The sequence below is a fragment of the Undibacterium pigrum genome (assembly GCF_003201815.1).
Lineage (GTDB): Bacteria > Pseudomonadota > Gammaproteobacteria > Burkholderiales > Burkholderiaceae_D > Undibacterium > Undibacterium pigrum.
On sequence record NZ_QJKB01000002.1, the window covers coordinates 837,734 to 859,791 of the forward strand.

Below are 22,058 nucleotides of genomic sequence, written 5' to 3' on the forward strand. Positions count from 1 at the left end.
TAGCAGGAGACAAAATGCAAGCAAGAAAAAATTTTAAACTCGTCTGTCTGGCCCTGGCAATGACAGGCGCATTCAGCTCTGCCAGCAGCTTCGCACAGGATCTGAAAATCGCCCTCATTGCAGGCAAGACCGGCGCACTCGAAGCCTACGCCAAGGAAACCGAAACCGGCTTCATGATGGGCCTGGAATACCTGACTGGCGGCAAGATGGAAATCAATGGCCGCAAGGTCAAGGTCATCGTCAAGGACGATCAGGGAAAGCCAGATCTTGGCCGCACCATGCTGGCAGAAGCCTTTGGTGATGACAAGGCAGATATCGCAGTTGGTACCACTTCTTCCGGCTCAGCGGTTGCCATGCTGCCCGTGGCAGAAGAATATAAAAAAGTACTCATCGTTGAGCCCGCAGTGGCAGATGCGATTACTGGCGAAAAATGGAACCGCTACATCTTCCGCACCAGTCGCAATTCTACCCAGGATGGCCTGGCTGGTGCCAGCACCATCAAGGCTGGCGGCAGTATTGCTTTCCTGGCGCAGGATTACGCTTTTGGCCGTGACGGGGTCAAGGCCGCCAAGGATGCACTGGGCACGGTTGGTGCCAAGGCCAAGGTAGTTCATGAGGAATATGCAGCGCAAAACACCACCGACTTTACAGCTGCTGCGCAACGCATTTTTGATGTGCTCAAAGACAAGCCAGAGCCGCGCATATTGCAAATCATCTGGTCTGGTGCCAGTCCCATGAACAAGCTGGCTGACATGAAGCCAGAACGTTTTGGCATTACCCTGGCACCTGGCGGCAATATCCTGCCCATCATGAAAAACTGGAAAACCTATGCAGGTACTCAGGGCGCTATTTATTACTACTACGATTTCCCAAAAAACAAGATAAATGACTGGTTTGTGGCTGAGCATAATAAACGCTACAAGGCACCGCCTGACTTCTTTACTGCCGGCGGCTTCGCTGCTGCCAGTGCCGTCTACACAGCCATCAGCAAAGCTAAATCCACAGATACTGAAAAGCTCATCACGGCCATGGAAGGCATGGAGTTTGATACGCCTAAAGGCAAGATGAATTTCCGCAAGGAAGATCACCAGGCCATGCAATCCATGTACCATTTCAAGATCAAGAAAGATCAAAAAAATGAATGGGATTTGCTGGAACTGGTCAGGGAAATACCGGCCAGTGATTTGCCAGTTCCACTCAAGAACAAGCGCTGATGATGGCAGGCGAAGCTATGAGTGCTGCACCCTCGCTATGTACCCGCGAGCTGAGTATCAGGTTTGGCGGCCATGTGGCCGTCAACCAGGTTACGGCAGACTTTTATCCCGGTACCCTGACTGTCATCGTTGGCCCTAATGGTGCAGGTAAAACTACTTACTTCAACTTGATATCTGGGCAACTGCCTGCCAGTGCGGGTAGCGTGCATTTGTTTGGTGTGGATATTACAGCCAAGGGTGCGGCTGAACGTACGCGCAGGGGCATAGGCCGGGCATTTCAGTTGACCAATCTCTTTCCGAATTTGTCCGTCATGGAAAATGTCAGGCTGGCAGTACAGAGCAGGGCAGGCCTGGGTTTGAATATTTTTTCTCTATGGTCATCCCATGCCAGCCTGTTAAAGCGGGCAGAACATTATCTCGATAAGGTTGCGCTGGCAGACCGTAGGTCAGACAAGGTATCTGCATTGTCACATGGTGACAAGCGTAAATTGGAAGTTGCGATCCTGCTGGCACTGGAACCAGAAATCATGATGTTCGATGAACCCACGGCAGGCATGAGTGTCGATGAAGTGCCGGTAGTGCTGGACCTGATTCATCAGGTCAAGGCAGAGCGCAAGAAAACCATCTTGCTGGTTGAGCACAAGATGGATGTCGTGCGTTCACTGGCTGATCGCATCATCGTCTTGCATAATGGTGCGCTGGTGGCTGATGGTGAACCGGTCAGCGTCATGGCATCAGCCATCGTGCAGGAAGCTTATCTGGGCGTTGCCCCGGAAACCAGGGAAGAGCAACATGTCTGACACCATACTGACATTGGCTGGTGTACACACCCATATCGGTGAATACCATATCCTGCAAGGTGTGGACATGCAGGTGCCACGCGGTGGCCTCTCGGTTTTGCTTGGCCGCAATGGTGCAGGCAAGACCACGACCCTGCGTACCATCATGGGCCTGTGGAAAGCCAGCAAGGGCAAGATACATTTCGATGGCCGCGATATCACTGCCATGGCAACGCCAGATATCGCCCAACTGGGCATTGCCTATGTACCAGAAAGCATGGCGATATTCTCAGACCTGACAGTCAAGGAAAACCTGCTGCTGGCTGCACGCAATGGCCCGCTTGATAATAGCCGCGTTGAATGGATATGCGGCTTTTTTCCGGCATTGAAAAAATTCTGGAACTACCCGGCAGGTAATTTGTCCGGTGGCCAAAAGCAAATGGTTGCGATTGCCCGCGCCATCGTCGAACCGCGCAAATTAATATTGGTGGATGAACCGACCAAGGGTCTGGCACCTGCCATCATCCTTAGCCTCATGGCTGCCTTCAATGAATTGAAAGCCAGCGACACCACCATCTTGCTGGTCGAGCAGAATTTCAATTTCGTGCGCAAGCTGGGCGATACGGTGGCCGTCATGGATGATGGCCGTGTCGTCCATACCGGTGGCATGCAGGCACTGGCCGAAGACAATGACCTGCAACAGCATTTGCTGGGCCTGTCACTGGCAGCGCATCAATAAAGCAAGAGGAAGAATAATGACAGATACTGTTCTGGATAATACCGCCAAGCCAGAAGTCGCCAGCCTGCCGACAGCGCCACGCGATATCTGGCCGCTGATACTCGTGCCAGCCCTGGCCTTGCTGATGCTGCCGCTGGTCGGCAGCTTTCCAACCTGGATCACCCTGACCGTCGCTGGCCTGGCCATGGGCATGATGATCTTTATCATGGCCAGTGGCCTGACCCTGATCTTTGGCTTGATGGATGTATTGAATTTTGGACACGGTGCTTTTGTGTCCGTTGGTGCCTTTGTCGCCACGCTGGTGTTATTACCCATGCATGGCTGGATGGAGGCGGATTCATTGCTCATGAACCTGGCAGCACTGGGCCTGGCTATCCTGCTGGCGATGCTGGCAACCGGCTTACTGGGCTGGGCTTTCGAGCGTGTCATCATCATGCCTGTATATGGCCAGCATCTGAAGCAAATCCTCATCACCATGGGCGGCATGATCGTTGCCGAACAAATGATCAATGTCATCTGGGGTGCAGAGCAAATCCCGCTGCCGCTGCCGACCAGCTTGCGCGGTTCCATCCTGCTCGGTGATGCCGCCATAGAAAAATACCGTCTGATCGCCGTCGTGGTTGGCTTACTGGTATTCATCGCGATGTTCCTGGTGCTGAACCGCAGCAAGCTGGGTTTGCTGATACGTGCCGGGGTAGAAAATGGCGAGATGGTGGAAGCACTCGGTTATCGCATACGCAGACTGTTCGTGCTGGTGTTTGCTGCCGGTTCGGCCCTGGCTGGCCTTGGCGGTGTCATGTGGGGCTTATACAAAGAGAGCCTGACTGCAGCCATGGGCGGTGACATCATGGTCATGGTGTTTATCGTCATCATCATCGGTGGCCTGGGTTCGGTAGGTGGCTGTTTTATCGGTGCCCTGCTGATGGCGCTGGTCGCCAATTACGCCGGTTTCCTGGTGCCAAAACTGGCGCTGGTGTCGAATATCCTGCTGATGATCGCCGTGCTGCTGTGGCGCCCGACGGGCTTGTACACTGTGGTAAGGCGTTAAGACATGAATGCAATGAAACAAATCCTGTCGGATGATTTTCCGCGTAACCGCTGGCTGGGGCTGATCCTGGTGGCGATATTTTTTGGGCTGGCTTTTGCCCCCTTCATCACCAGCGGCGCACGGCCTTTGAACACCGCTGCCACCATTTGTGTTTACATCGTTCTGGTAGCATCGTATGACCTGTTACTCGGTTATACCGGCATAGTCTCATTTGCCCACACCATGTTTTTTGGCATAGGTGCCTATGGTATAGGTCTGGCACTCGCCAGTGGCACGCCATCGTGGGGACTGGCTGCTGTGGGCATGCTGGCAGCATTATTGGTGACGCTGGTACTGGCCCTGATCGTCGGCCTGTTTGCCTTGCGTGTAAGGGCAATTTTCTATGCCATGATCACGCTGGCGGTGGCTTCATCCTTTGCTGTGCTGGCATCGCAATTATCAGATTTTACGGGTGGCGAAGACGGCAAGACTTTCAGCGTGCCTGCTTTGCTGTCACCTGCTTATCGCTTGTTTGAAGCCGAGATATTTGGCCGCGTTGTCGATGGCAAGGTGATTACCTATTACATTGTATTCATAAGCTGCGCCCTGTTATTCCTGTTCTTGCTGCGCGTCGTCAATTCGCCTTTTGGCCGTGTCTTGCAGGCGATACGCGAAAATGATTTTCGTGCCGAGGCCCTGGGTTACCGCACCGTGTATTACCGCATCCTGGCGAATTGCATTGCTGCGCTGGTTGCAGCAATGGCGGGCGCCTTGATGGCCTTGTGGCTGCGTTATGTCGGGCCCAAGACCATGCTGAGTTTTGAAGTCATGACAGACATTTTATTGATCGTCGTGATAGGTGGTATGGGGACCATGTATGGGGCAGTGGTGGGGGCGACCTTGTTCATACTGGCGCAGAATTATCTGAAGAGTTTGATGGCTGTGGCATCGTCGTCTCTGGCGGATGTGCCGTTGCTGGCGAGTGCCTTGCATCCGGATCGGTGGATGTTGTGGTTGGGGGTATTGTTTGTGGTGTCGATTTATTTTTTTCCGGTGGGGATAGTGGGGAAATTGAGAGGTAGTGGGAAGAGGGATTGATTAATCGCGTGGTATGTCGATAAGCGGTAATCAATATGCTGTCGCTCCAGCGCAGGCTGGAGCCTAGTGGCGTTCGTTGCATTGCCGTACTTTGATTCAAACGATTGCCCTTCGTAGAACCAGGCCGGGTCTCGGCCCGGCGGCCGAATCCCTTTCTTTGCTTCGCCAAAGAAAGGAATCAAAGAAAGGCGACCCAGGCGTAGCCGCCCCCTGAAGGGGGTTCCCGTTTGTGCAGTACAAAAAATGGGAAGGCCCGAAACTCGCTTCGCTCAAACAGCGGTCTTTCTTAATCCATTTTCTGTACAGCACAAACGGCGTCTACACATGGGAACTGCGAAAAGTCAAAAGCAACGTCAAACCCAACAGCAACGTCAAACCCAACAGCAACACCACCGCTCTACGTAATTTTATCCCTTAGCTTTTTGCAAGCGGCAGGCCATCTGCGTACTCCCCATACAAAGCCTGGCCTGCCGTCCTTGCAAATCAGCGGCTATCCTGTTTCGAACCAAACTCCCTGTCCAGCAAGGAATAGCATTTAAGATCAATATAGCGTCCATGCTTGTATTCGCACTCACGCAAGACACCTTCGAGCTGGAAACCCAGTTTTTCTATCAAACGCCAGCTTGCTATGTTTTCTGGCTCAACCATGGCTTGCAAGCGGTGCAGGCCGAGGTGTTTAAAGCAGTGATTAATGATGACATTCATGCATTCAGGTATCACAGCCTTGCCCCAGTGGTCGGGCGAAAGCCAGAAGCCGGTTTCGGCACAATGGTGTTCCTGTTCCCATTCATGCAGGCCGCAAGTGCCTATCAATTGTTCAGGTTTCTCTTTGCTGCAAATGCCCCACCACAGGCCTGTGCCGTCCAGCCACACCTGTTCATACCAGTCCATTTGCTCCTGGCTTGATGCCAGGGTGTCATAGCTGATGCCATAATATTCAGTGACGCGCGGGTCGGATAAACCACGAAAAACGGCGGGCATATCGGCAGCGACGATGCGGCGTAGTTGATAGTTTGCGGTCTCAAGCACAGGGAAGGGTTTGGTTTCAGACATATAAGCTTTGCAATAACAGGTAACAATCAGACATTCTAATGCTTGTAGAAGCATGGGGTTGCGCTGTTCTGCAACTCCTTAACTGAGCAAAATCTGGGATAATCCGTCTGCTCGCTATCAGCGAGTGAATTGATTAACAATATTGAAGAAATAATGAGCCCAGAGCAACGCAAAGAAGCTTCCGAACTGGAATTGCATAAACGTGGTATCCGCATCAATGTGCAATTGCATGTGATTGAGTCTGATGAAGAAGTGGAACTGCGCACGCCTGTGGAATTGATGCAGCGCATGCTGGTCTTGTGGGTGGTGACTGCAGTAGCTGCTGGTGGTGATGTTGCACACTATCGCTCGTATCTGGAGACGCATGGTCTGAAGGCCTGTTTGTCAGCGCAGGAGCAGGCATTTTTGTTTGCTGATGACATCACTGAAGAATTGCGTACACAATTTCTGCAAAGGCAGGAAGCACTGTATTTCCTCGCCTGGGCTGCGGGTTTAACCGACAAGCTGGCGGTTCCTACACAAGCAGCTAACCTCAAGCAAATCCTGAAATTATTTCCGCATGCAATGGAAGCACCCGAGCGTTTGCAGGCAGCCCTGAAGCCGCGTCGCAAAGGGCAAGTGCTGGACTGGTCGGATCTATTGTACCGTCTGCACTGGGCAGTTCGTCATGCGCATATTACTGGCCGCGATGCACCGGGTAATCTGAATGCAGATGCGGTGCGCGAATGGCATCAGGCAGCCAACTGGCTGTGTCAGTATGAAGAAGAAAATGACTGGGACAAGGTCAGTACCGAAACTTGAATCAGCTCAGTGAAAAAATAGTCAGAAAGACTTGATACTTATACGTCCAGTCTTGCAATCATTGACTTCTTCCAGCATCTTCTGGCAGCGCGGGCCTGAGAATTCAGCCTGCAGGGCGTCGAGAAAAACCCGTGTTCTGGCTGGCATCAGACGGCGTCCCGGGAATACTGCCCAGACAGTGACTTCAGGTAGTTTCCAGTCTTCCAGCAAGGGTACCAGTTCACCCTTGTGCACATGCTGACCGGCAAAGTGGTCCGCCAGCATGGTGATGCCTTTGCCGCGTACTGCCAGGCGCGTCAGCAATTCCGGTGAGTTGGCACTGGCCCGGCCAGGGGGTATGCCTTCCCAGACTGCGCCATCTTTTTCCATGCGCCAGACCGAGGCTTCGCCATTGCGGGTATTCAGTCGCAGGCAGTCGTGTTCCATCAAGGCTTCTGGCTCTGCTGGCGCACCATGCAGTTTCAGGTAGGCAGGTGACGCGTACAAACCCACACTGAAACGTACCAGCCCACGGGCCGCGAGTGAGGCATCGTCCGGCAAGTCGCCAACGCGTATGGCCACATCAAAATTCTCACCGATCAAATCCACCCGGCGCGGTGACAGATCCAGTTCCAGGTTCACCGCAGGGTATTTGCTGATAAAATCAGATAACAACTCACCCATCTGATGATTACCAAAATCGCCAGGCATGGATACTTTCAGCTTGCCATTCGGTTCCACCTGCCTGTGCTGGGTCAGGGCCAGCGTGGCATTCACTTCTTCCTGCACATGTTGGGCATGCAGCAAGACATTCTGACCCAGGTCAGTCACCGTCAGCTTGCGGGTAGTGCGCAAGATCAGGCGTTCGCCTAGCTGGGCTTCAAGGGCAGATATACGGCGTGACAAGGTCGATTTGGGTACGCCCAGCTTCTCTGCCGCCTTGCTGAAGCTGCCTTCTTCAACCACGCGGGCAAATAGCAAAAGGTCATTGGCTTCGAGGGTCATGATCCTGCCTCCATACTATTTTCCTATTTTTGGAACAATGATATCCATTTTAACGCCTTCCGGATTGTTTTTGGAACGATTAAAGTACGTCCATCAAACTTTATCTGAAAGGAACACAAAATGAACATCCTGCAAATCAACTCCAGCGCCCGTGCCCAAGCTTCTCATTCCACTCAACTGGCAAATAGCCTGGTTGAGGCTTTACTGGAAACATCTTCCGGTGCCACCGTGAATGTACGTGATCTGGGTAGCAATCCTCACCCCATACTTGATGAAACAGCACTGCAAGCCCTGTTCACCCCGGCAGACCAGCGCACGACAGAACAGCAAGCACGTGTTGCCCTGGATGATGCCCTGATTGCAGAAATCCAGTCCGCAGATGTAGTCGTACTCGGCGCACCGATGTACAACTTTGGTATCTCGGCCCAATTGAAAAACTGGATAGATGCGATTTCCCGCGCCCAGGTGACTTTCCGCTATACCGCCAATGGCCCTGAAGGCCTGTTGACTGGCAAGAAAGTGTATGTGGTACTGACACGTGGCGGCCTGTATCGCAATACGCCAAACGACACGCAAATGCCTTACCTGAAAACCTTCTTTGGCTTCCTGGGCATGACCGATGTAGAGTTTGTCTACGCAGAAGGTCTGGCCATGGGCCCGGATGCAGAAAAAGCATCTCTGGCTTCAGCACACCAGCAAATTAATGATTTACTGCCTGCTTAATCGACAACTAACCGACAACATTAACGGGCCAATTACGAGGACGACGGATCATGGAAACGACAGATGTAGTTGCAAGCAACACAGTTCAACAGGCTGAAAGCGTGAGCAAATCGCGCACGGTGGAACAACTGGTCGCCGGGCAACCTACTTCAGATGGTGCCGGTGTCAAGCTGACACGGGTATTGACGCAGCCACTGCAATACCGGCTGGACCCCTTCCTCATGCTGGATGCGTTCGGCAGTGATGAGGCAGGCGACTACATCGCCGGTTTCCCCAGCCATCCGCATCGTGGTTTTGAAACCATCACCTATATGCTGGCTGGACGTATGCGCCACCGTGACAGTGCCGGTAATGAAGGCTTGTTGCAAAACGGCGGTGTGCAATGGATGACAGCAGGTCGTGGCGTGATTCACTCCGAAATGCCTGAGCAGGAAGAAGGCCGCATGGCAGGCTTCCAGTTATGGCTGAACCTGCCAGCAAAAGACAAGATGATCGCGCCCTGGTACCGCGATATACAGAGCGACACCATCCCTGAATTGCTGACAACAACCGGTGTCAAAGTGCGCATCATCGCCGGTAGCAGCCATGGCGTGGCAGGTGCCGTGCAGCGTGAAGTGACCCAGCCCTTGTATCTGGATATACATATGCCAGCCGGTAGCAGTTTCAGCCACAGCCTGCCTGCCAGTTTCAATGCCTTTGTGTACGTCTATGAAGGTGAAGTACAGATAGGCGAACGTGAAGTGCCTGTGCAACGCATGGCGATATTGAAAAAATCAGCGGATGCAGATGGGGTGGCGATTGATGCCAAGGTGGATAGCCGCTTGTTGTTGATTGCCGGTCAGCCTTTGGGTGAAACGATAGTTCAGTATGGGCCGTTTGTGATGAATAGTCAGGCGGAAATTTTTAAAGCGATAAGTGATTTTCGCGAAGGCAAGTTGGTGAGCACTGATTGAGCTACTGCGCGGCGCGATTTTGAGCCTGCGATGCTCGTCGTACTAAGGTACGACTGCGCGTCCGAGTTTCAACTTCGTCAAACTAGCGCCGCTCGCTACGCTCATTCAGCACTCACGAAGCATTTGGTTTTCGAGAACAAAAAATCAGTTGTAGGTTGGGCTACGTCTTATCAGCCCAACACTGGGCCTCTGCAAACGTGTACGTCATTTAAACGCCGAGTGTTGGGCTGATGAAGCGTAGCCCAACCTACGAAGCCAGGCTCTCACTACAGATAATCAAAATCTACATGTAAGGAAAACAAAATGAAACAAACAGAAACCATAGGACCCGTCTTCGGCTCTTTCATCGCCCGCGTCCTGATCGCCCTGATCTTCGTGGCATCCGGTGCCAGCAAGATATCCGGGTTTGAACAAACCGTAGGTTATATCGCCAGCAAGGGCCTGCCTTTGCCAGCGCTGGGCGCAATTGCCGCCATCGTGGTTGAACTGGGTGGTGGCCTCATGGTCATCGTTGGCTGGCGTGCACGCTGGGCCGCGGCAGCAATGATCCTTTTCACATTGGCAGCAGCTTTCATCTTCCATAATTTCTGGGGTGTGCCAGCAGATGCAGCGCAAAACCAGATGATACATTTCATGAAAAATATCTCCATGGCAGGTGGCTTGCTGTATGTCCTGATACATGGCAGTGGTGGCTGGAGTCTGGATGGCCGCAAAGCTTAGCCTGATCAGGAATATCTTGCCCGGCTACAATAGATGAAAACAGCGGATTTGTCTGACGGCAAATCCGTTATTTTTTTGTGTGGGAATGTCGTCGTTTCATCGTCCTGTAATCTTGCCTTCATACGCCTGACATATTTTTGTCCAATACTCCCGTGGATTAGCTCAATTGTCCAGCCGGGGTAAATGCGATGAAGATAGAAATCAATGGTATTTCCAAAACCTTTAAAGGTGGCTATCAGGCGCTGGATAATATAGAGCTGACTTTCAAGCCAGGTGAAATGGTTGCGCTCATCGGTGCATCCGGTTCTGGCAAGTCAACTTTATTGCGCCATATCTCTGGCCTGATCACGGCCAATGCAGACAAGAATGATATCCGCCTTGGCGAGCAAGTCTTGCAGGCGAATGGCGTGGTTGGCAAACAGATACGTCACCTGCGTTCGCAAATTGGTTTTGTCTTCCAGCAATTCAACCTGGTCGGACGTTTGCCTGTACTGACCAATGTACTCACTGGTGGTATCGCCCGCATCCCGCTGTGGCGTAGTTGTTTCCGTATTTTTACCCAGGAAGAAAAAGCCCTGGGCCTGGCTGCACTGGCACGTGTGGGTATTGCTGAACATGCTTATAAACGTGCATCCGCTTTATCTGGCGGCCAGCAACAGCGCGCGGCAATTGCTCGCACCATCGTGCAACAAGCCAAGGTCATCCTGGCTGATGAACCGATAGCCTCGCTGGATCCTGAATCTGCCCGCCGCGTCATGCAGACCCTGGCTGATTTGAATCGTCAGGATGGTACGACGGTAGTGGTATCCCTGCACCAGGTCGACGTAGCTTTTCGTTTTTGCCCGCGCACTGTTGCACTCTCGCGTGGGCGTGTCGTCTATGACGGCCCTTCCAGCGAACTGACAGTCGCCATGTTGCGCGACCTGTATGGTGCAGAGGCAGAAGAATTGCTCAATCCCGCGCCAGTCAATACGGCAAATGCCACACCTGCTGCCGACACCCTCTCTTTACCCACTCTCGCGGCTGCCGCCTGAGTCTTTTTACCCTTCAGGAGTATTTCCATGTTTCGTCAATTCGCGCGCAGTCTGACCCTGGGCCTGGTGATGGCCGCAACTGCCACTGCTGTCATGGCAGAAGATGCAGTCAAGACTTTAAACTTTGGCATCATCTCTACCGAGTCTTCACAAAACCTGAAACAGGACTGGCAGCCAGTGCTGGATGACATGAGCAAAAAACTGGGCATCAAGATCACTGCCTTTTTCGCGCCTGACTACGCAGGTGTGATTGAAGGCATGCGCTTCAATAAAGTGCAGTTTGCCTGGGTGGGAAATAAATCAGCAATTGAAGCTGTAGACCGCGCCAACTCTGAAGTGTTTGCACAGATTGTCAATGCAGATAATACCCTTGGTTACTACAGCATGATCAGTGTACACAAAGACAGTCCTTACCAGACTGTAGAAGATGTCTTGAAAAATGCCAAGAACCTCAATTTCGGCATAGGTGACCCTAATTCCACTTCCGGCTTCCTGGTGCCTAGCTACTATGTGTTCGCACAAAACAATGTGAACCCGAAAACGGCGTTCAAGACTGTGCGTGGTGCCAACCATGAAACCAATATCCTGGCCGTTGCCAACAAACAGGTTGATGCAGCCGTGCATAGCTCTGATGTGCTTGACCGCGTCAAGGCACGTCAGCCAGAAACCGCCAGCCAGTTGCGTCAGGTATGGAAATCACCCCTGATCGCTTCTGATCCCCTGGTATGGCGTAAAGACTTGCCAGCTGATGTCAAAACCAAGATCAAGGATTTCTTTATCAGCTATGGCAAGACTGGCCCGGACGTGGCACGTGAAAAAGCACAGCTGAACAAGCTGACCTTGAGTGGCTTCCAGGATTCTACCAATGCACAGTTGAAACCAATACGCCAACTGGAATTGTTCAAGGAAAAAGTCAAGATAGAAGCAGACGTGGCCCTGAATGCCGATGAAAAGAAAATCAAGCTGGACGACATCAACCGCAAACTGAACGATATCGCCAAGTCTTGATAGCATGAACACTACACCAACAGCCCGCCCGCAAGTCGTCCTGAATTTGCCGGAAGCACCCAAGCGTGATACCGGCAAATTATTGGTCTGGGGCATAGTCCTCGCCATCCTTGCCATGTCATGGAAGGGGGCAGATATGCGCCCCCTGGAATTGCTGCGCGACAGTGGCAATATGCTGACTTATGCTGCCAGTTTTTTTCCGCCAGATTTTCATGAGTGGCGCATCTACTTGCAAGAGCTGTTGGTGACTTTACAGATCGCTGCCTGGGGCACTGCCCTGGCGGTAGTCTGCTCCATTCCCCTGGGCTTGCTGAGCTCGTCGAATATCGCACCCGCCTGGGTCAGCCAGCCTGTGCGTCGATTGATGGATGCTGCACGCGCCATCAATGAGATGGTGTTTGCCATGCTGTTTGTAGTAGCAGTTGGCCTTGGCCCTTTTGCCGGTGTGCTGGCCCTGTTTGTACATACGACCGGTATCTTGTCCAAGCTGTTTTCTGAAGCGGTGGAGGCGATAGACCCGCAACCGGTAGAAGGTATACGTGCCACTGGCGCGCATGCGCTGGAAGAAATAGTCTACGGTGTCCTGCCGCAAGTCATGCCGCTGTGGGTATCGTTCGCCCTGTACCGCTTTGAATCAAATGTGCGTTCTGCCACTGTCGTTGGCATGGTCGGTGCCGGTGGCATAGGAGTGATCCTGTGGGAAGTCATACGTGCCTTCCAGTATGCGCAAACCTGTGCCGTTTTATTGATGATCGTGCTGACAGTCAGCATGATAGATGTGATTTCTTCCCGTCTCAGAAAAGTTTTTATCTGATATGCAAACACAAAAACGTCAAGTTGTTCAAGGGATCAAGCTCCCGCAAGTTATAGACTGGTTGCAAAACCGTGCTGGCGGTCTGTATGGCGGCGAAGCCATCACCCAACTGGAGCATGCCCTGCAATGCGCCAGCCTGGCCATGGAAGAAGGCGCAAGCGATGCCCTGGTCATCGCTGCACTCTTGCATGACCTGGCGCATATGGCTGACGATGAAACGGATGAGACCTTCCCGCATGGCGAGTTGGCGGCACTCTTGTTGGCGGAGTTGTTTGACCGGGATGTGACTGAACCCATACGCATGCATGTCGATGCCAAACGCTATCTGTGTGCGGCAGACCCATTGTACTGGTCAGGCTTGTCCCATGCATCACAACGCAGCCTGATCTGGCAGGGTGGCCCGTTTTCAGTGACGCAAGCGACTGAATTCATAGATCAGGATTACGCTGAAGATGCAGTCAGATTGCGTCAGTGGGATGACGCGGCAAAAGTGGTTGGCGCAAAGACTGTGGACTTGCAAGTCTTTGTCGTGATGATGGAAAAACTGAGTCTGGAATTTGCCCAGGCAGTAACCGTGTAAAGCAAATATGTGCACCCATCTTGGCTGCACATGATGCTGTAACAACAGCATTCTTCTAATCTTTAGCAAATATCTTTAACAGTTTTTGCCCGGCAATGTGTATAGGCCCGCTATTGTCTATGCAGATAATATCCTGGTCCTCAGGCACGGTAAATTTCATACCCCGGTCAAGACGATTCAACAGTGCTGCACCAGACTCACGCTGGCGTTTTTCCATGCGCTGCCTGATTTGCTCCGGGTCAGCCATGATCCAGATGATGCGCGCATCGGGGAATAACTGGCGTAGTTGTGGCAGGTATTCACGCGAGCCATTGACGATGACATCCTGGCCACATTTGAGCTTGGCCTCGATATTCCTGCGTATGCCATAACACAGGCCATTGGCTTGCCACTGCATGCAAAAGTGGCCGGCAGCGGCAGCTTGCCAGTAAGCTTCCTGGTTCAGGACTTCATGCGCTTCACTGTCATGGGCGGGGCGGGTGATGGCCCGTTGCGCAAACTCCAGTGCCGCATTGGCGGGCAGGTTTTCTTTGACCCAATGCAGCAGGGTATCCTTGCCAGCGCCTGAAGGACCGACGACGAAATACAGGCGGCCAGTAGCGGGCAGGGATTTTTGTTGCACTCTGGCCTGGAAAGGGAAACGCATCCAGAAGTTAAAAGGCACACCGGGACGCTCTTCACGGAATATCGTCAGCGCATCTATATTGAGTGGTGTATTGTCCAGCAAGCGCGAGAATTGCTGTTCTGCTGCCTTGCGCAAGGCATACTGCGCATCGGCATCCACGTCCAGCAAATCGTCGCTGAGTGTCAGGTGGAAGCGATATTCTTCTTCTGTGTATGGGTAACCCCATTGCTGTAATAGCGCTTCCTGCCTGGCACTGAGGCCAGCATGACGGCGCTTGGCCAGATAAGTTGCATCAGGCGCGCGGCGCAATAAATCAAAATAACTGACGCAGCGCATGGCCAGGGCATTGATTTCGGCTTCATCACCCTGCGGGCGCAGTGCCAGGAAGTTACCCATCATGCGCACCTGCATTTCCCTGATGCTGATGACAGGCTGCACCTGGGCAAAGGCGCTGGCCATCTGTATCAGGTCTGCTTCCTGAAAACCTTCAAGCAAGTTGAACGGGGCTTTCAGCGTTGCATGAAAACCATAACGACGGGCTTCGCTGGTGAGCTGGCTGAGCAGGATATCTGGCACGCCAGTAATATGGGTTTGCGGTATTTTTCCTGTGTGCATGGGGTCGCGCCCCAGCCAGCTGGCACCGGCCTGCCACCATGGGCTGTCCGGTACTGGGGAAAAGTAGAGGGCATAGCGCATCAGGCTGCCAGTTCCAGGCTTTGCTGATATTGCAGGCGTTGCGGCTCGGCGCAAAATACCAGCTTGCCAGCGGCGATGGTGGCAATGAGGCGCGGGCTGCCATCAGCTTGCTTCTCTATCATGAGAATGTCGGCACGCTGGCCAGCAGCGATATTGCCCCTGTCATGCAAGCCCAGTACACGGGCAGGATTCAGCGACACCAGTTGCCAGGCCTGTGCCAGACTGCAAATATCTTCCTGCTCCAGACGGAAAGGTGCATGCAATAAGGCGGGGTAATAATAATCAGATGCCAGCGTGTCACACAGACCACGGCGCACTGCATCGCTGGCTGACAAACCGCCACAGTGGCTGCCACCGAGCAAGACATTTGGCGCACCCATGACGACATGGTTACCTAATGCCTTGGCTGCCTGCAAGGCTTCTTCCGTCTTGGGGAATTCACTGACATCGACGCCCAGTTCCTGGAAGCGTTCCCTGTCCATACGGGTTTCATCATCATGCGATGCCATGGCGATACCGCGCTGGCGGCACGCTGCAGCCAGCTGGCTGATCGCCTGTGCTACTTTGGGTGAGCGGGATTGCGCCTTATGCAGACGTTCCAGAAAACCGGCAACATCGCAACGTGCACGTTCAGCGTAGGCGACCAGCTTTTCTGGCGATGCACTTTTCTTCAGGATGGAGGGCAGGTGTTCGTTGAAGGCAAAGAAGGCAATCAGACCAGATTCTATCCAGTTCAGTGCATCATGCAAGCCATCGAGATGGTGGTTCTCAAAACGCAAATGTATCAGGTGATCGGCATGTACACGGGATTTTTGTGCCGCTACCTGCTCCAGTGTTGCCAGTGCTGCTTCACGTCCGCGCAAGCCACCTTCCCATGAAAAAGTCAGGCCATGACAGGCTGTAGTAATGCCATTGCTGATCAGTTGCCTGTCGGTATCGGCGAAGGCGATATCGTAGGCAAAACTGGTGGCCGGGCGCGGTTGCAACTGGCGCTCAAAGGCGTCACCATGGATATCAACCAGGCCAGGCAGTATCAGCAAACCTGTAGCATCAAAAAACTGTTGCTTGCCATTGTGCTGGAAGTGATTGCCGCCTGCGCTGGCGATGTGCAGGCCATGCAGATACAGGCTCTCTTCAGACCAGCCAGGATGACCGTTCTGGTCTTGTTGCAGATACTTGCCACCCTGTATTGCGATATGCGTTTCCATCCTGATCCCCTTGGTCGCGATGACAAATCATAAACCTGAAATGTGACTGGAAATTGACAAAAAAATTCTACAGTACATGTCATCAAGACTTCATTTTCGCCTGTTGTAATGTGAGGCTATGAATGCTGATCACACCCCCAACTCTGCCCAGCAAGAGCGTGTCCGCTGGATGTCCATACTGGCGAAAGCGCCTGCATCAGAACTGGCTGTCAGTGTGCGCCAGTTCGGTGAACTGCCTTCCTATTTATGGTTAAGAAAACCCGAGACAGGTCTTGCGATGGTGCGTGCCAGAACCGGTGGCAGTGGCAGCCAGTTCAACCTCGGTGAAATGTCCGTGACACGCTGTGCCTTGCGCCTGGCTACGGGTGAAACTGGCGTGGCCTATGTAGCTGGCCGCGACGAGCGTCATGCAGAATGGGCAGCGATTTTTGATGCGCTGATGCAAGGTGAGCACAGGTCAGTGGTCGAAGAAAATATCATCAGGCCATTGGAGTTGTTGTTGCAACAGAAGCGTGAACAATTACAGGCTGAAGCGCAAGCCACCAGGGTGGAATTCATGACCATGGTCAGAGGAGAAGATGCATGACATATTCACCGGATAATACAGCCGCATCCATGCAGCAACTTTTGCCCGCGTGGGAAGATACGGTACATGATGCGCAGACTGTCTTTCGTAGTTTGCTGAAAGCCTTGTCCGAACCTGGCACTATCCAGCGCATCAGGGTAAACCTGCAGGCACCTGCACCCTTGCATATGGCTACAGCCGCCGCCTGCCTGGCACTGATGGATTATGAAACCACAGCCTGGTTGGCAGATGAATTCGATAATGATGCCGTGCGCACATATCTGCGTTTCCATTGCGGCCTGCCGCTGGTGAGTGAAAAATCCTCTGCAAATTTTGCGGTACTGAGTAGCTCATTGCAGCAACTGGATTTGCAGGGCTTTGCTCAGGGCAGCATGACTTACCCTGACAAGTCTTCCACTTTGCTGATACAAGTCGATGATTTTTCTAGTGGCACTGAATATCAACTTACAGGCCCTGGCATCAAGGACAAGCGCAGCATATACATCAGTGGCTTGCCTGCGGATTTTGTCAGCAAGTGGCAAGTCAATCATACCGCTTTCCCGCAAGGTGTGGATGTGATTTTTTGCAGTGGCGACGCAGTACTCGGCTTACCGCGCACCAGCAAGATAGCAGAAGTGCAGTCTGAGGAGTTGCCATGTACGTAGCCGTCAAAGGTGGCGAGAAAGCCATTGCCCAGTCCTATGACGCGCTGGCAAAAATGCGCCGTGGTGATACTACCGTACCAGAACTCAGCATCGCCCAGATACGCGAGCAAATGTCGCTGGCCGTGGCCCGCGTCATGGGTGAAGCTTCGCTGTATGACAAAGACCTGGCGGCACTCGCCATCAAGCAAGCCAGTGGTGATTTGATAGAAGCTATCTTCCTGCTGCGCGCCTACCGCACCACCTTGCCGCGCCTGATGGCAACCGTGCCGGTAGATACCGCCAATATGCTGATACAAAGACGCATCTCGGCGACCTTCAAGGATGTACCGGGTGGCCAGGTATTGGGGGCGACTTATGATTATACTCAGCGCCTGCTGGATTTTTCACTGGCGGCAGAAGCCATGAGTAGTGGCGATACTGAACCAGTTGCCCATGGTAATACAGAAGCAGAAGCTTGCCCGCGCGTACTCGACTTTTTGAATGCAGAAGGCTTGATCGAGCCTGAACTGATACCTGAAGATGATCCCGAGCCTTTTGACCTGACACGTGAACCTCTGCAATTCCCTGCCAGCCGCGCCCTGCGTCTGCAAAGCCTGGCCCGTGGTGATGAAGGTTTCTTGCTGGCATTGGCCTATTCCACTCAGCGCGGTTATGCCCGCAACCATCCCTTTGCTGGTGAGATACGTTATGGCAGGGTCAGTGTGCAAGTCGTGCCTGAAGAACTTGGTTTTGCCATAGACATAGGCGAGATCGATATCACTGAATGCCAGATGGTGAACCAATTCGTCGGCTCACAAAATGAAGCACCGAAATTTACCCGTGGCTATGGCCTGGGTTTTGGTCATTGCGAGCGCAAGACCATGGCCATGGGTGTCGTGGATCGCGCCTTGCGTGCCAGTGAGTTGAAAGAAGAAATCACTGCACCAGCTCAGATGGAAGAATTCGTGCTCTACCATGCCGACAATGTAGAAGCATCTGGCTTTTTGCAGCATCTCAAGCTGCCTCACTATGTGGATTTCCAGGCTGAACTCAGCCTCTTGCGTGGCATACGTGCAAGCATTGATGCCAAGGCTGCTGAAGCTGGCAAGCTGGAAACAGCAGATGAACAAGCAGATGAAGCAGCCGCTGAAAAATCAGGCAAGAAGGCAGCATGATGATGGAGATGGACACCATGGAAACTCAGGAATATCAAGAGACCACTGCGCAAGCCGCGCCTGCCAGGACTGAGCCTGAAGCTGGCTATAATTTTGCCTATCTCGATGAGCAAACCAAGCGCATGATCAGGCGTGCCATTTTGAAAGCAGTTGCCATACCCGGTTACCAGGTGCCATTCGGTGGGCGCGAAATGCCCCTGCCTTATGGCTGGGGTACAGGTGGCATACAAGTCACTGCCGCCATCATAGGCCAGGATGATGTCCTCAAAGTCATTGATCAGGGATCTGACGATACCACCAATGCAGTCAATATACGTCGCTTCTTCCGTCGCACCACCGGTGTGGCAACAACGGAAAAAACCATTGCAGCGACCGTCATACAAACCCGCCACCGCATCCCGGAAACCCCCTTGGCTGAAGGGCAGATCATGGTGTATCAGGTGCCTATCCCTGAACCCCTGCGCTGGCTGGAACCCAGCGAAACAGAAACACGCAAATACCATGCGATGGCCGATTATGGCCTCATGAGCGTCAAGCTGTATGAAGATATCGCCAGGCTGGGCAAGATAGAAACTGCTTATGATTATCCCGTCATCGTCAATGAGCGCTATCTGATGCGCCCTTCACCGATACCCAAGTTTGATAACCCCAAGATGGATAAAAATCCCGCCCTGCAATTATTTGGTGCCGGACGTGAAAAACGCATCTATGCCGTGCCACCGTATACACCAGTGAAGAGCCTGGATTTTGAAGACTATCCTTTCGAAATAGAACACTGGGATCACCGCTGTGCCATGTGCGATGCGAACGACAGCTTCCTCGATGAAGTCATCGTCGATGACCAGGGTTCACGCATGTTTGTTTGCAGCGATACTGATTATTGCCGCACTCGCAGGGAAGAGCAGGTATGAGCAATAACAATGTCAACAATACTTTGCCTTTGCTACAGGCACGCAATGTCAGCAAGTTTTATGGTGGCAAGACGGCGTGCGAACAAGTCAACCTGAGCCTGTATCCAGGTGAGGTGCTGGGTATAGTCGGCGAATCCGGCTCTGGTAAATCTACTTTATTGAATTGCCTGGCAGGTCAGCTACAGCCAGAGCAGGGCGAAGTCCTGTTCAATACCCGGGATGAAGGCATGGTCGAGTTGTTCACCATCAGCGAGGCACGCCGCCGTTTGCTGGCACGCACGGACTGGGGCTTTGTCCACCAGAGTGCCAGGGATGGCTTGCGGGTAGAAGTCTCTGCCGGTGCCAATGTCGGCGAACGCCTCATGGCCGTTGGTGCCCGTCATTATGGCCAGATACGTGCCGAGGCGCAGGACTGGTTGCACAGGGTGGAAATTGATGCGGCGCGTATTGATGATTTGCCGCGCGATTTCTCTGGTGGCATGCAACAGCGTTTGCAGATTGCCCGTAACCTGGTGACCAAACCGCGCCTGATTTTCATGGATGAGCCTACCGCCAGCCTCGACGTTTCCGTCCAGGCCCGTCTGCTGGACTTATTGCGTCAACTGGTTTCGCAATTACAGGTAGCCGCCGTCATCGTCACCCACGACCTGGCGGTGGCGCGTTTGCTGGCTCACCGCCTCATGGTCATGCGTCAGGGGCAGGTAGTCGAAGAGGGTTTGACTGATCAGGTACTTGATGATCCGCAACATCCCTATACCCAGTTGCTGGTGTCATCTGTCTTGCAGGCTTGAGGAACACATGTTGAAACGTATCGTTGTTGAAGGCTTGTCCAAAGACTTTACCCTGCATCTGCAAGGTGGACAGGAAATGTCCATACTCTCCAAAATAGACATGCAGGTGGATGCTGGTGAATGCGTTGTCATCCATGCACCCTCAGGTGCAGGCAAGAGTACCCTGCTGCGCTGCCTTTATGCCAATTACCGTGCCAGCAGTGGCAGCGTAAATATCTGGCACAAGAGTGATGCAGATGACGGCGGCTGGGTCGATGTGCAATCTGCACCTGCACAGCAGGTGCTGGCAGTCAGGCATAGCACCCTGGGTTTCGTGACCCAGTTCCTGCGTGTGATACCACGTATCAGTACACTGGACCTGGTAGCAGAACCCTTGCTCATGCGCGGCGTGGAAAAGCAGGCAGCTTATGAACAGGCAGAAGAATTATTGTCACGCCTGCGCATACCCAAGCGCCTGTGGCAAATTCCGCCTGCGACTTTTTCTGGCGGTGAACAACAGCGCGTGAATATTGCCCGCACCATGATTTGCGATTACCCCATACTCTTGCTTGATGAGCCCACTGCCTCACTGGATGAAGCCAATCGCGCCACCGTCATCGACATGATCAATGCTGCGCGTGAGCGCGGTGCTGCTGTCGTTGGCATCTTCCATGATGAAGTGGTGCGCCAGGCGCTGGCGACCAGAATTTTTTCCATCCCCGCAGCAGTCTCTTTGGTGGCAGCATGATGAACAGAATCGAAAACGCACAAATTGTTTTGGCCGATGAAGTCATCAGCGGCTCCATGCTGGTAGAGCAGGGCAGGATAGCTGATTTGACAGAAGCCACGCGTGCTTCCAGTGTCACAGGTACAGATGACTGGCAGGGTGATTATCTTTTGCCCGGCATGGTAGAACTGCATACCGACAATCTGGAAAAACACTTGATGCCACGCCCCAAGGTAGTCTGGCCTACGTTACCTGCTATTTTGGCGCATGATGCCCAGATCGCTGCGTCCGGCATCACGACTGTGCTTGATGCAATTTCGGTCGGTGATATCGATTCTGACAGCCTGCGCAATGACAGCCTCGAATCATGCACCCAAGGTTTGCGCATGGCCGCAGACTCAGGCATCTTGCGGGCAGATCACTTCCTGCACATGCGCCTGGAACTGGCAGAAGAAGGCTTGCTGGACATGTTCGCCCCTTATCTGCATGACGAGCGCCTGAAGCTGGTTTCGCTGATGGACCATACGCCCGGCCAAAGACAGTGGACAGACCTGACGCATTACCGTGTCTATGTATCCGGCAAGCGCGGCTGGAGTGAAGAAAAAGTCGATTCCATGCTGGAGCGTTTGCTGCTCAGGCAAGTTGCCTATGCCGCCTCCAACCGCCGCGCCATTGTCGCCAGTTGCCGTGAACTGGATGTGCCAGTCCCACTGGCTACGCATGATGATACGACAGTAGAACATGTGGCTGAGGGTGTCGATGATGGAGTGACAATATCTGAATTCCCCACCACCGTTGCTGCTGCCAGGGCTGCCCGTGAACAGGGCCTGGGCATCATCATGGGTGCACCGAATATGGTGCGCGGTGGTTCACATTCCGGCAATGTCTCTGCAGCAGAACTGGCCAGACTGGATTTGCTGGATGTGCTGTCGTCAGACTATGTACCTGCCAGCCTTTTGCATGCGGCTTTCCTGTTGCAAAATGAAGGCTTTAACTTGCCCAAGGCAGTGGCGACCGTGACGCGTAATCCGGCGCACATGATAGGTCTGCATGACAGAGGTGAGATTGCCGTGGGATTACGGGCTGACTATATGCGCGTGCGCGTGGTCAGTGGTATCCCTGTGGTCATGGGAGTATGGAAAGCTGGTAACAGAATAGCTTGAGCTAGCCTTGGTTTTTGTAGGAGCGGCTTCAGCCGCGAAGACCCTGC

At 53.1% G+C, this 22,058-nt stretch carries 24 protein-coding genes; 20 read left to right on the top strand and 4 right to left on the bottom strand.

Annotated elements, in window-relative coordinates:
* Positions 1 to 14 precede the first annotated feature (14 nt).
* From DFR42_RS10710 to DFR42_RS10730, 5 genes are read left to right on the top strand one after another with little or no spacing between them, the layout of a single operon-like run.
* Positions 15 to 1,214: a substrate-binding domain-containing protein gene (locus DFR42_RS10710; protein WP_110254926.1), complete on the top strand. Its 1,200-nt coding sequence runs from the start codon at positions 15 to 17 to the stop codon at positions 1,212 to 1,214.
* 17 nt (positions 1,215 to 1,231) lie between these two features.
* Entirely contained in the window at positions 1,232 to 2,014 is a 783-nt protein-coding gene (locus DFR42_RS10715) for an ABC transporter ATP-binding protein (protein WP_110255028.1), read from the top strand.
* A complete protein-coding gene (locus tag DFR42_RS10720; protein ID WP_110254927.1) occupies positions 2,007 to 2,732 on the top strand; it encodes an ABC transporter ATP-binding protein in 726 nt (241 codons plus the stop codon). The genes DFR42_RS10715 and DFR42_RS10720 overlap by 8 nt, the downstream gene beginning before the upstream one ends.
* Positions 2,733 to 2,748: 16 nt before the next feature.
* A complete protein-coding gene (locus DFR42_RS10725) occupies positions 2,749 to 3,780 on the top strand; it encodes a branched-chain amino acid ABC transporter permease (protein WP_110254928.1) in 1,032 nt (343 codons plus the stop codon).
* 12 nt (positions 3,781 to 3,792) lie between these two features.
* Entirely contained in the window at positions 3,793 to 4,857 is a 1,065-nt protein-coding gene (locus DFR42_RS10730; protein WP_110255029.1) for a branched-chain amino acid ABC transporter permease, read from the top strand.
* Positions 4,858 to 5,340: 483 nt separating this feature from the next.
* Here DFR42_RS10730 and DFR42_RS10735 read toward each other — a convergent pair whose 3' ends face one another.
* The gene (locus DFR42_RS10735) at positions 5,341 to 5,910 is read right to left on the bottom strand and encodes a GNAT family N-acetyltransferase (RefSeq protein ID WP_170133482.1); all 570 of its coding nucleotides are present in this window, start codon (positions 5,908 to 5,910) and stop codon (positions 5,341 to 5,343) included.
* A 153-nt stretch (positions 5,911 to 6,063) separates the two neighbouring features.
* Between DFR42_RS10735 and DFR42_RS10740 the strand changes: the two genes are divergently transcribed.
* Positions 6,064 to 6,711 (top strand): DUF4272 domain-containing protein, encoded by a 648-nt coding sequence (locus DFR42_RS10740; protein WP_110254930.1) that lies wholly within the window; start codon positions 6,064 to 6,066, stop codon positions 6,709 to 6,711.
* A 21-nt stretch (positions 6,712 to 6,732) separates the two neighbouring features.
* On the opposite strand, the gene DFR42_RS10745 is transcribed toward DFR42_RS10740, so the two are convergent.
* Positions 6,733 to 7,695, bottom strand: coding sequence for a LysR family transcriptional regulator (locus tag DFR42_RS10745; protein WP_110254931.1), 963 nt, complete (start codon positions 7,693 to 7,695; stop codon positions 6,733 to 6,735).
* Between the two features lie 120 nt (positions 7,696 to 7,815).
* Between DFR42_RS10745 and DFR42_RS10750 the strand changes: the two genes are divergently transcribed.
* The 7 genes from DFR42_RS10750 to DFR42_RS10780 all read left to right on the top strand — a co-directional run bounded on the left by DFR42_RS10750 (position 7,816) and on the right by DFR42_RS10780 (position 13,527).
* Positions 7,816 to 8,418, top strand: a complete 603-nt coding sequence (locus DFR42_RS10750; protein WP_110254932.1) for an FMN-dependent NADH-azoreductase — start codon at positions 7,816 to 7,818, stop codon at positions 8,416 to 8,418.
* Positions 8,419 to 8,468: 50 nt separating this feature from the next.
* Positions 8,469 to 9,371 carry a pirin family protein gene (locus DFR42_RS10755; protein WP_110254933.1) on the top strand — a complete coding sequence of 301 codons (903 nt, stop codon included), beginning with the start codon at positions 8,469 to 8,471 and terminating at the stop codon, positions 9,369 to 9,371.
* A gap of 303 nt (positions 9,372 to 9,674) precedes the next feature.
* Positions 9,675 to 10,091, top strand: coding sequence for a DoxX family protein (locus DFR42_RS10760; RefSeq protein WP_110254934.1), 417 nt, complete (start codon positions 9,675 to 9,677; stop codon positions 10,089 to 10,091).
* Positions 10,092 to 10,279: 188 nt separating this feature from the next.
* The gene (phnC, locus tag DFR42_RS10765) at positions 10,280 to 11,125 is read left to right on the top strand and encodes a phosphonate ABC transporter ATP-binding protein (protein ID WP_110254935.1); all 846 of its coding nucleotides are present in this window, start codon (positions 10,280 to 10,282) and stop codon (positions 11,123 to 11,125) included.
* A gap of 27 nt (positions 11,126 to 11,152) precedes the next feature.
* Entirely contained in the window at positions 11,153 to 12,133 is a 981-nt protein-coding gene (phnD, locus tag DFR42_RS10770) for a phosphonate ABC transporter substrate-binding protein (protein ID WP_110254936.1), read from the top strand.
* 4 nt (positions 12,134 to 12,137) lie between these two features.
* A complete protein-coding gene (phnE, locus tag DFR42_RS10775) occupies positions 12,138 to 12,947 on the top strand; it encodes a phosphonate ABC transporter, permease protein PhnE (RefSeq protein ID WP_110254937.1) in 810 nt (269 codons plus the stop codon).
* 1 nt (position 12,948) lies between these two features.
* Positions 12,949 to 13,527 carry an HD domain-containing protein gene (locus tag DFR42_RS10780; RefSeq protein WP_110254938.1) on the top strand — a complete coding sequence of 193 codons (579 nt, stop codon included), beginning with the start codon at positions 12,949 to 12,951 and terminating at the stop codon, positions 13,525 to 13,527.
* A gap of 55 nt (positions 13,528 to 13,582) precedes the next feature.
* On the opposite strand, the gene phnN is transcribed toward DFR42_RS10780, so the two are convergent.
* Positions 13,583 to 14,848 carry a phosphonate metabolism protein/1,5-bisphosphokinase (PRPP-forming) PhnN gene (gene phnN / locus DFR42_RS10785; protein ID WP_110254939.1) on the bottom strand — a complete coding sequence of 422 codons (1,266 nt, stop codon included), beginning with the start codon at positions 14,846 to 14,848 and terminating at the stop codon, positions 13,583 to 13,585.
* Positions 14,848 to 16,056 (bottom strand): alpha-D-ribose 1-methylphosphonate 5-triphosphate diphosphatase, encoded by a 1,209-nt coding sequence (locus tag DFR42_RS10790; RefSeq protein WP_110254940.1) that lies wholly within the window; start codon positions 16,054 to 16,056, stop codon positions 14,848 to 14,850. Before DFR42_RS10790 ends, phnN begins: the two co-directional genes overlap by 1 nt.
* Before the next feature lie 118 nt (positions 16,057 to 16,174).
* Between DFR42_RS10790 and phnG the strand changes: the two genes are divergently transcribed.
* Genes phnG through DFR42_RS10825 form a run of 7 tightly spaced genes read left to right on the top strand, consistent with a single transcriptional unit; the run spans position 16,175 to position 22,011 of the window.
* Positions 16,175 to 16,642, top strand: a complete 468-nt coding sequence (gene phnG / locus DFR42_RS10795; RefSeq protein ID WP_110254941.1) for a phosphonate C-P lyase system protein PhnG — start codon at positions 16,175 to 16,177, stop codon at positions 16,640 to 16,642.
* A complete protein-coding gene (gene phnH, locus DFR42_RS10800) occupies positions 16,639 to 17,286 on the top strand; it encodes a phosphonate C-P lyase system protein PhnH (RefSeq protein ID WP_110254942.1) in 648 nt (215 codons plus the stop codon). Before phnG ends, phnH begins: the two co-directional genes overlap by 4 nt.
* Positions 17,277 to 18,440, top strand: a complete 1,164-nt coding sequence (locus tag DFR42_RS10805) for a carbon-phosphorus lyase complex subunit (RefSeq protein WP_110254943.1) — start codon at positions 17,277 to 17,279, stop codon at positions 18,438 to 18,440. Before phnH ends, DFR42_RS10805 begins: the two co-directional genes overlap by 10 nt.
* Positions 18,440 to 19,351 (top strand): alpha-D-ribose 1-methylphosphonate 5-phosphate C-P-lyase PhnJ, encoded by a 912-nt coding sequence (locus DFR42_RS10810; protein WP_425450875.1) that lies wholly within the window; start codon positions 18,440 to 18,442, stop codon positions 19,349 to 19,351. Before DFR42_RS10805 ends, DFR42_RS10810 begins: the two co-directional genes overlap by 1 nt.
* A complete protein-coding gene (gene phnK, locus DFR42_RS10815; RefSeq protein WP_110254944.1) occupies positions 19,348 to 20,142 on the top strand; it encodes a phosphonate C-P lyase system protein PhnK in 795 nt (264 codons plus the stop codon). Before DFR42_RS10810 ends, phnK begins: the two co-directional genes overlap by 4 nt.
* Before the next feature lie 7 nt (positions 20,143 to 20,149).
* Positions 20,150 to 20,869 (top strand): phosphonate C-P lyase system protein PhnL, encoded by a 720-nt coding sequence (gene phnL, locus DFR42_RS10820; RefSeq protein WP_110254945.1) that lies wholly within the window; start codon positions 20,150 to 20,152, stop codon positions 20,867 to 20,869.
* Complete coding sequence (locus DFR42_RS10825; RefSeq protein WP_110254946.1) at positions 20,866 to 22,011, top strand: alpha-D-ribose 1-methylphosphonate 5-triphosphate diphosphatase; 1,146 nt, start codon at positions 20,866 to 20,868, stop codon at positions 22,009 to 22,011. The genes phnL and DFR42_RS10825 overlap by 4 nt, the downstream gene beginning before the upstream one ends.
* Positions 22,012 to 22,058 lie beyond the last annotated feature (47 nt).

Bases quoted from the DNA above. Each gene is read 5' to 3' on its own strand.
- DFR42_RS10710 (WP_110254926.1), top strand. From the start codon at position 15: ATGCAAGCAAGAAAAAATTTTAAACTCGTCTGTCTGGCCCTGGCAATG.
- DFR42_RS10715 (WP_110255028.1), top strand. From the start codon at position 1,232: ATGAGTGCTGCACCCTCGCTATGTACCCGCGAGCTGAGTATCAGGTTT.
- DFR42_RS10720 (WP_110254927.1), top strand. From the start codon at position 2,007: ATGTCTGACACCATACTGACATTGGCTGGTGTACACACCCATATCGGT.
- DFR42_RS10725 (WP_110254928.1), top strand. From the start codon at position 2,749: ATGACAGATACTGTTCTGGATAATACCGCCAAGCCAGAAGTCGCCAGC.
- DFR42_RS10730 (WP_110255029.1), top strand. From the start codon at position 3,793: ATGAAACAAATCCTGTCGGATGATTTTCCGCGTAACCGCTGGCTGGGG.
- DFR42_RS10735 (WP_170133482.1), bottom strand. From the start codon at position 5,910: ATGTCTGAAACCAAACCCTTCCCTGTGCTTGAGACCGCAAACTATCAA.
- DFR42_RS10740 (WP_110254930.1), top strand. From the start codon at position 6,064: ATGAGCCCAGAGCAACGCAAAGAAGCTTCCGAACTGGAATTGCATAAA.
- DFR42_RS10745 (WP_110254931.1), bottom strand. From the start codon at position 7,695: ATGACCCTCGAAGCCAATGACCTTTTGCTATTTGCCCGCGTGGTTGAA.
- DFR42_RS10750 (WP_110254932.1), top strand. From the start codon at position 7,816: ATGAACATCCTGCAAATCAACTCCAGCGCCCGTGCCCAAGCTTCTCAT.
- DFR42_RS10755 (WP_110254933.1), top strand. From the start codon at position 8,469: ATGGAAACGACAGATGTAGTTGCAAGCAACACAGTTCAACAGGCTGAA.
- DFR42_RS10760 (WP_110254934.1), top strand. From the start codon at position 9,675: ATGAAACAAACAGAAACCATAGGACCCGTCTTCGGCTCTTTCATCGCC.
- phnC (WP_110254935.1), top strand. From the start codon at position 10,280: ATGAAGATAGAAATCAATGGTATTTCCAAAACCTTTAAAGGTGGCTAT.
- phnD (WP_110254936.1), top strand. From the start codon at position 11,153: ATGTTTCGTCAATTCGCGCGCAGTCTGACCCTGGGCCTGGTGATGGCC.
- phnE (WP_110254937.1), top strand. From the start codon at position 12,138: ATGAACACTACACCAACAGCCCGCCCGCAAGTCGTCCTGAATTTGCCG.
- DFR42_RS10780 (WP_110254938.1), top strand. From the start codon at position 12,949: ATGCAAACACAAAAACGTCAAGTTGTTCAAGGGATCAAGCTCCCGCAA.
- phnN (WP_110254939.1), bottom strand. From the start codon at position 14,848: ATGCGCTATGCCCTCTACTTTTCCCCAGTACCGGACAGCCCATGGTGG.
- DFR42_RS10790 (WP_110254940.1), bottom strand. From the start codon at position 16,056: ATGGAAACGCATATCGCAATACAGGGTGGCAAGTATCTGCAACAAGAC.
- phnG (WP_110254941.1), top strand. From the start codon at position 16,175: ATGAATGCTGATCACACCCCCAACTCTGCCCAGCAAGAGCGTGTCCGC.
- phnH (WP_110254942.1), top strand. From the start codon at position 16,639: ATGACATATTCACCGGATAATACAGCCGCATCCATGCAGCAACTTTTG.
- DFR42_RS10805 (WP_110254943.1), top strand. From the start codon at position 17,277: ATGTACGTAGCCGTCAAAGGTGGCGAGAAAGCCATTGCCCAGTCCTAT.
- DFR42_RS10810 (WP_425450875.1), top strand. From the start codon at position 18,440: ATGATGGAGATGGACACCATGGAAACTCAGGAATATCAAGAGACCACT.
- phnK (WP_110254944.1), top strand. From the start codon at position 19,348: ATGAGCAATAACAATGTCAACAATACTTTGCCTTTGCTACAGGCACGC.
- phnL (WP_110254945.1), top strand. From the start codon at position 20,150: ATGTTGAAACGTATCGTTGTTGAAGGCTTGTCCAAAGACTTTACCCTG.
- DFR42_RS10825 (WP_110254946.1), top strand. From the start codon at position 20,866: ATGATGAACAGAATCGAAAACGCACAAATTGTTTTGGCCGATGAAGTC.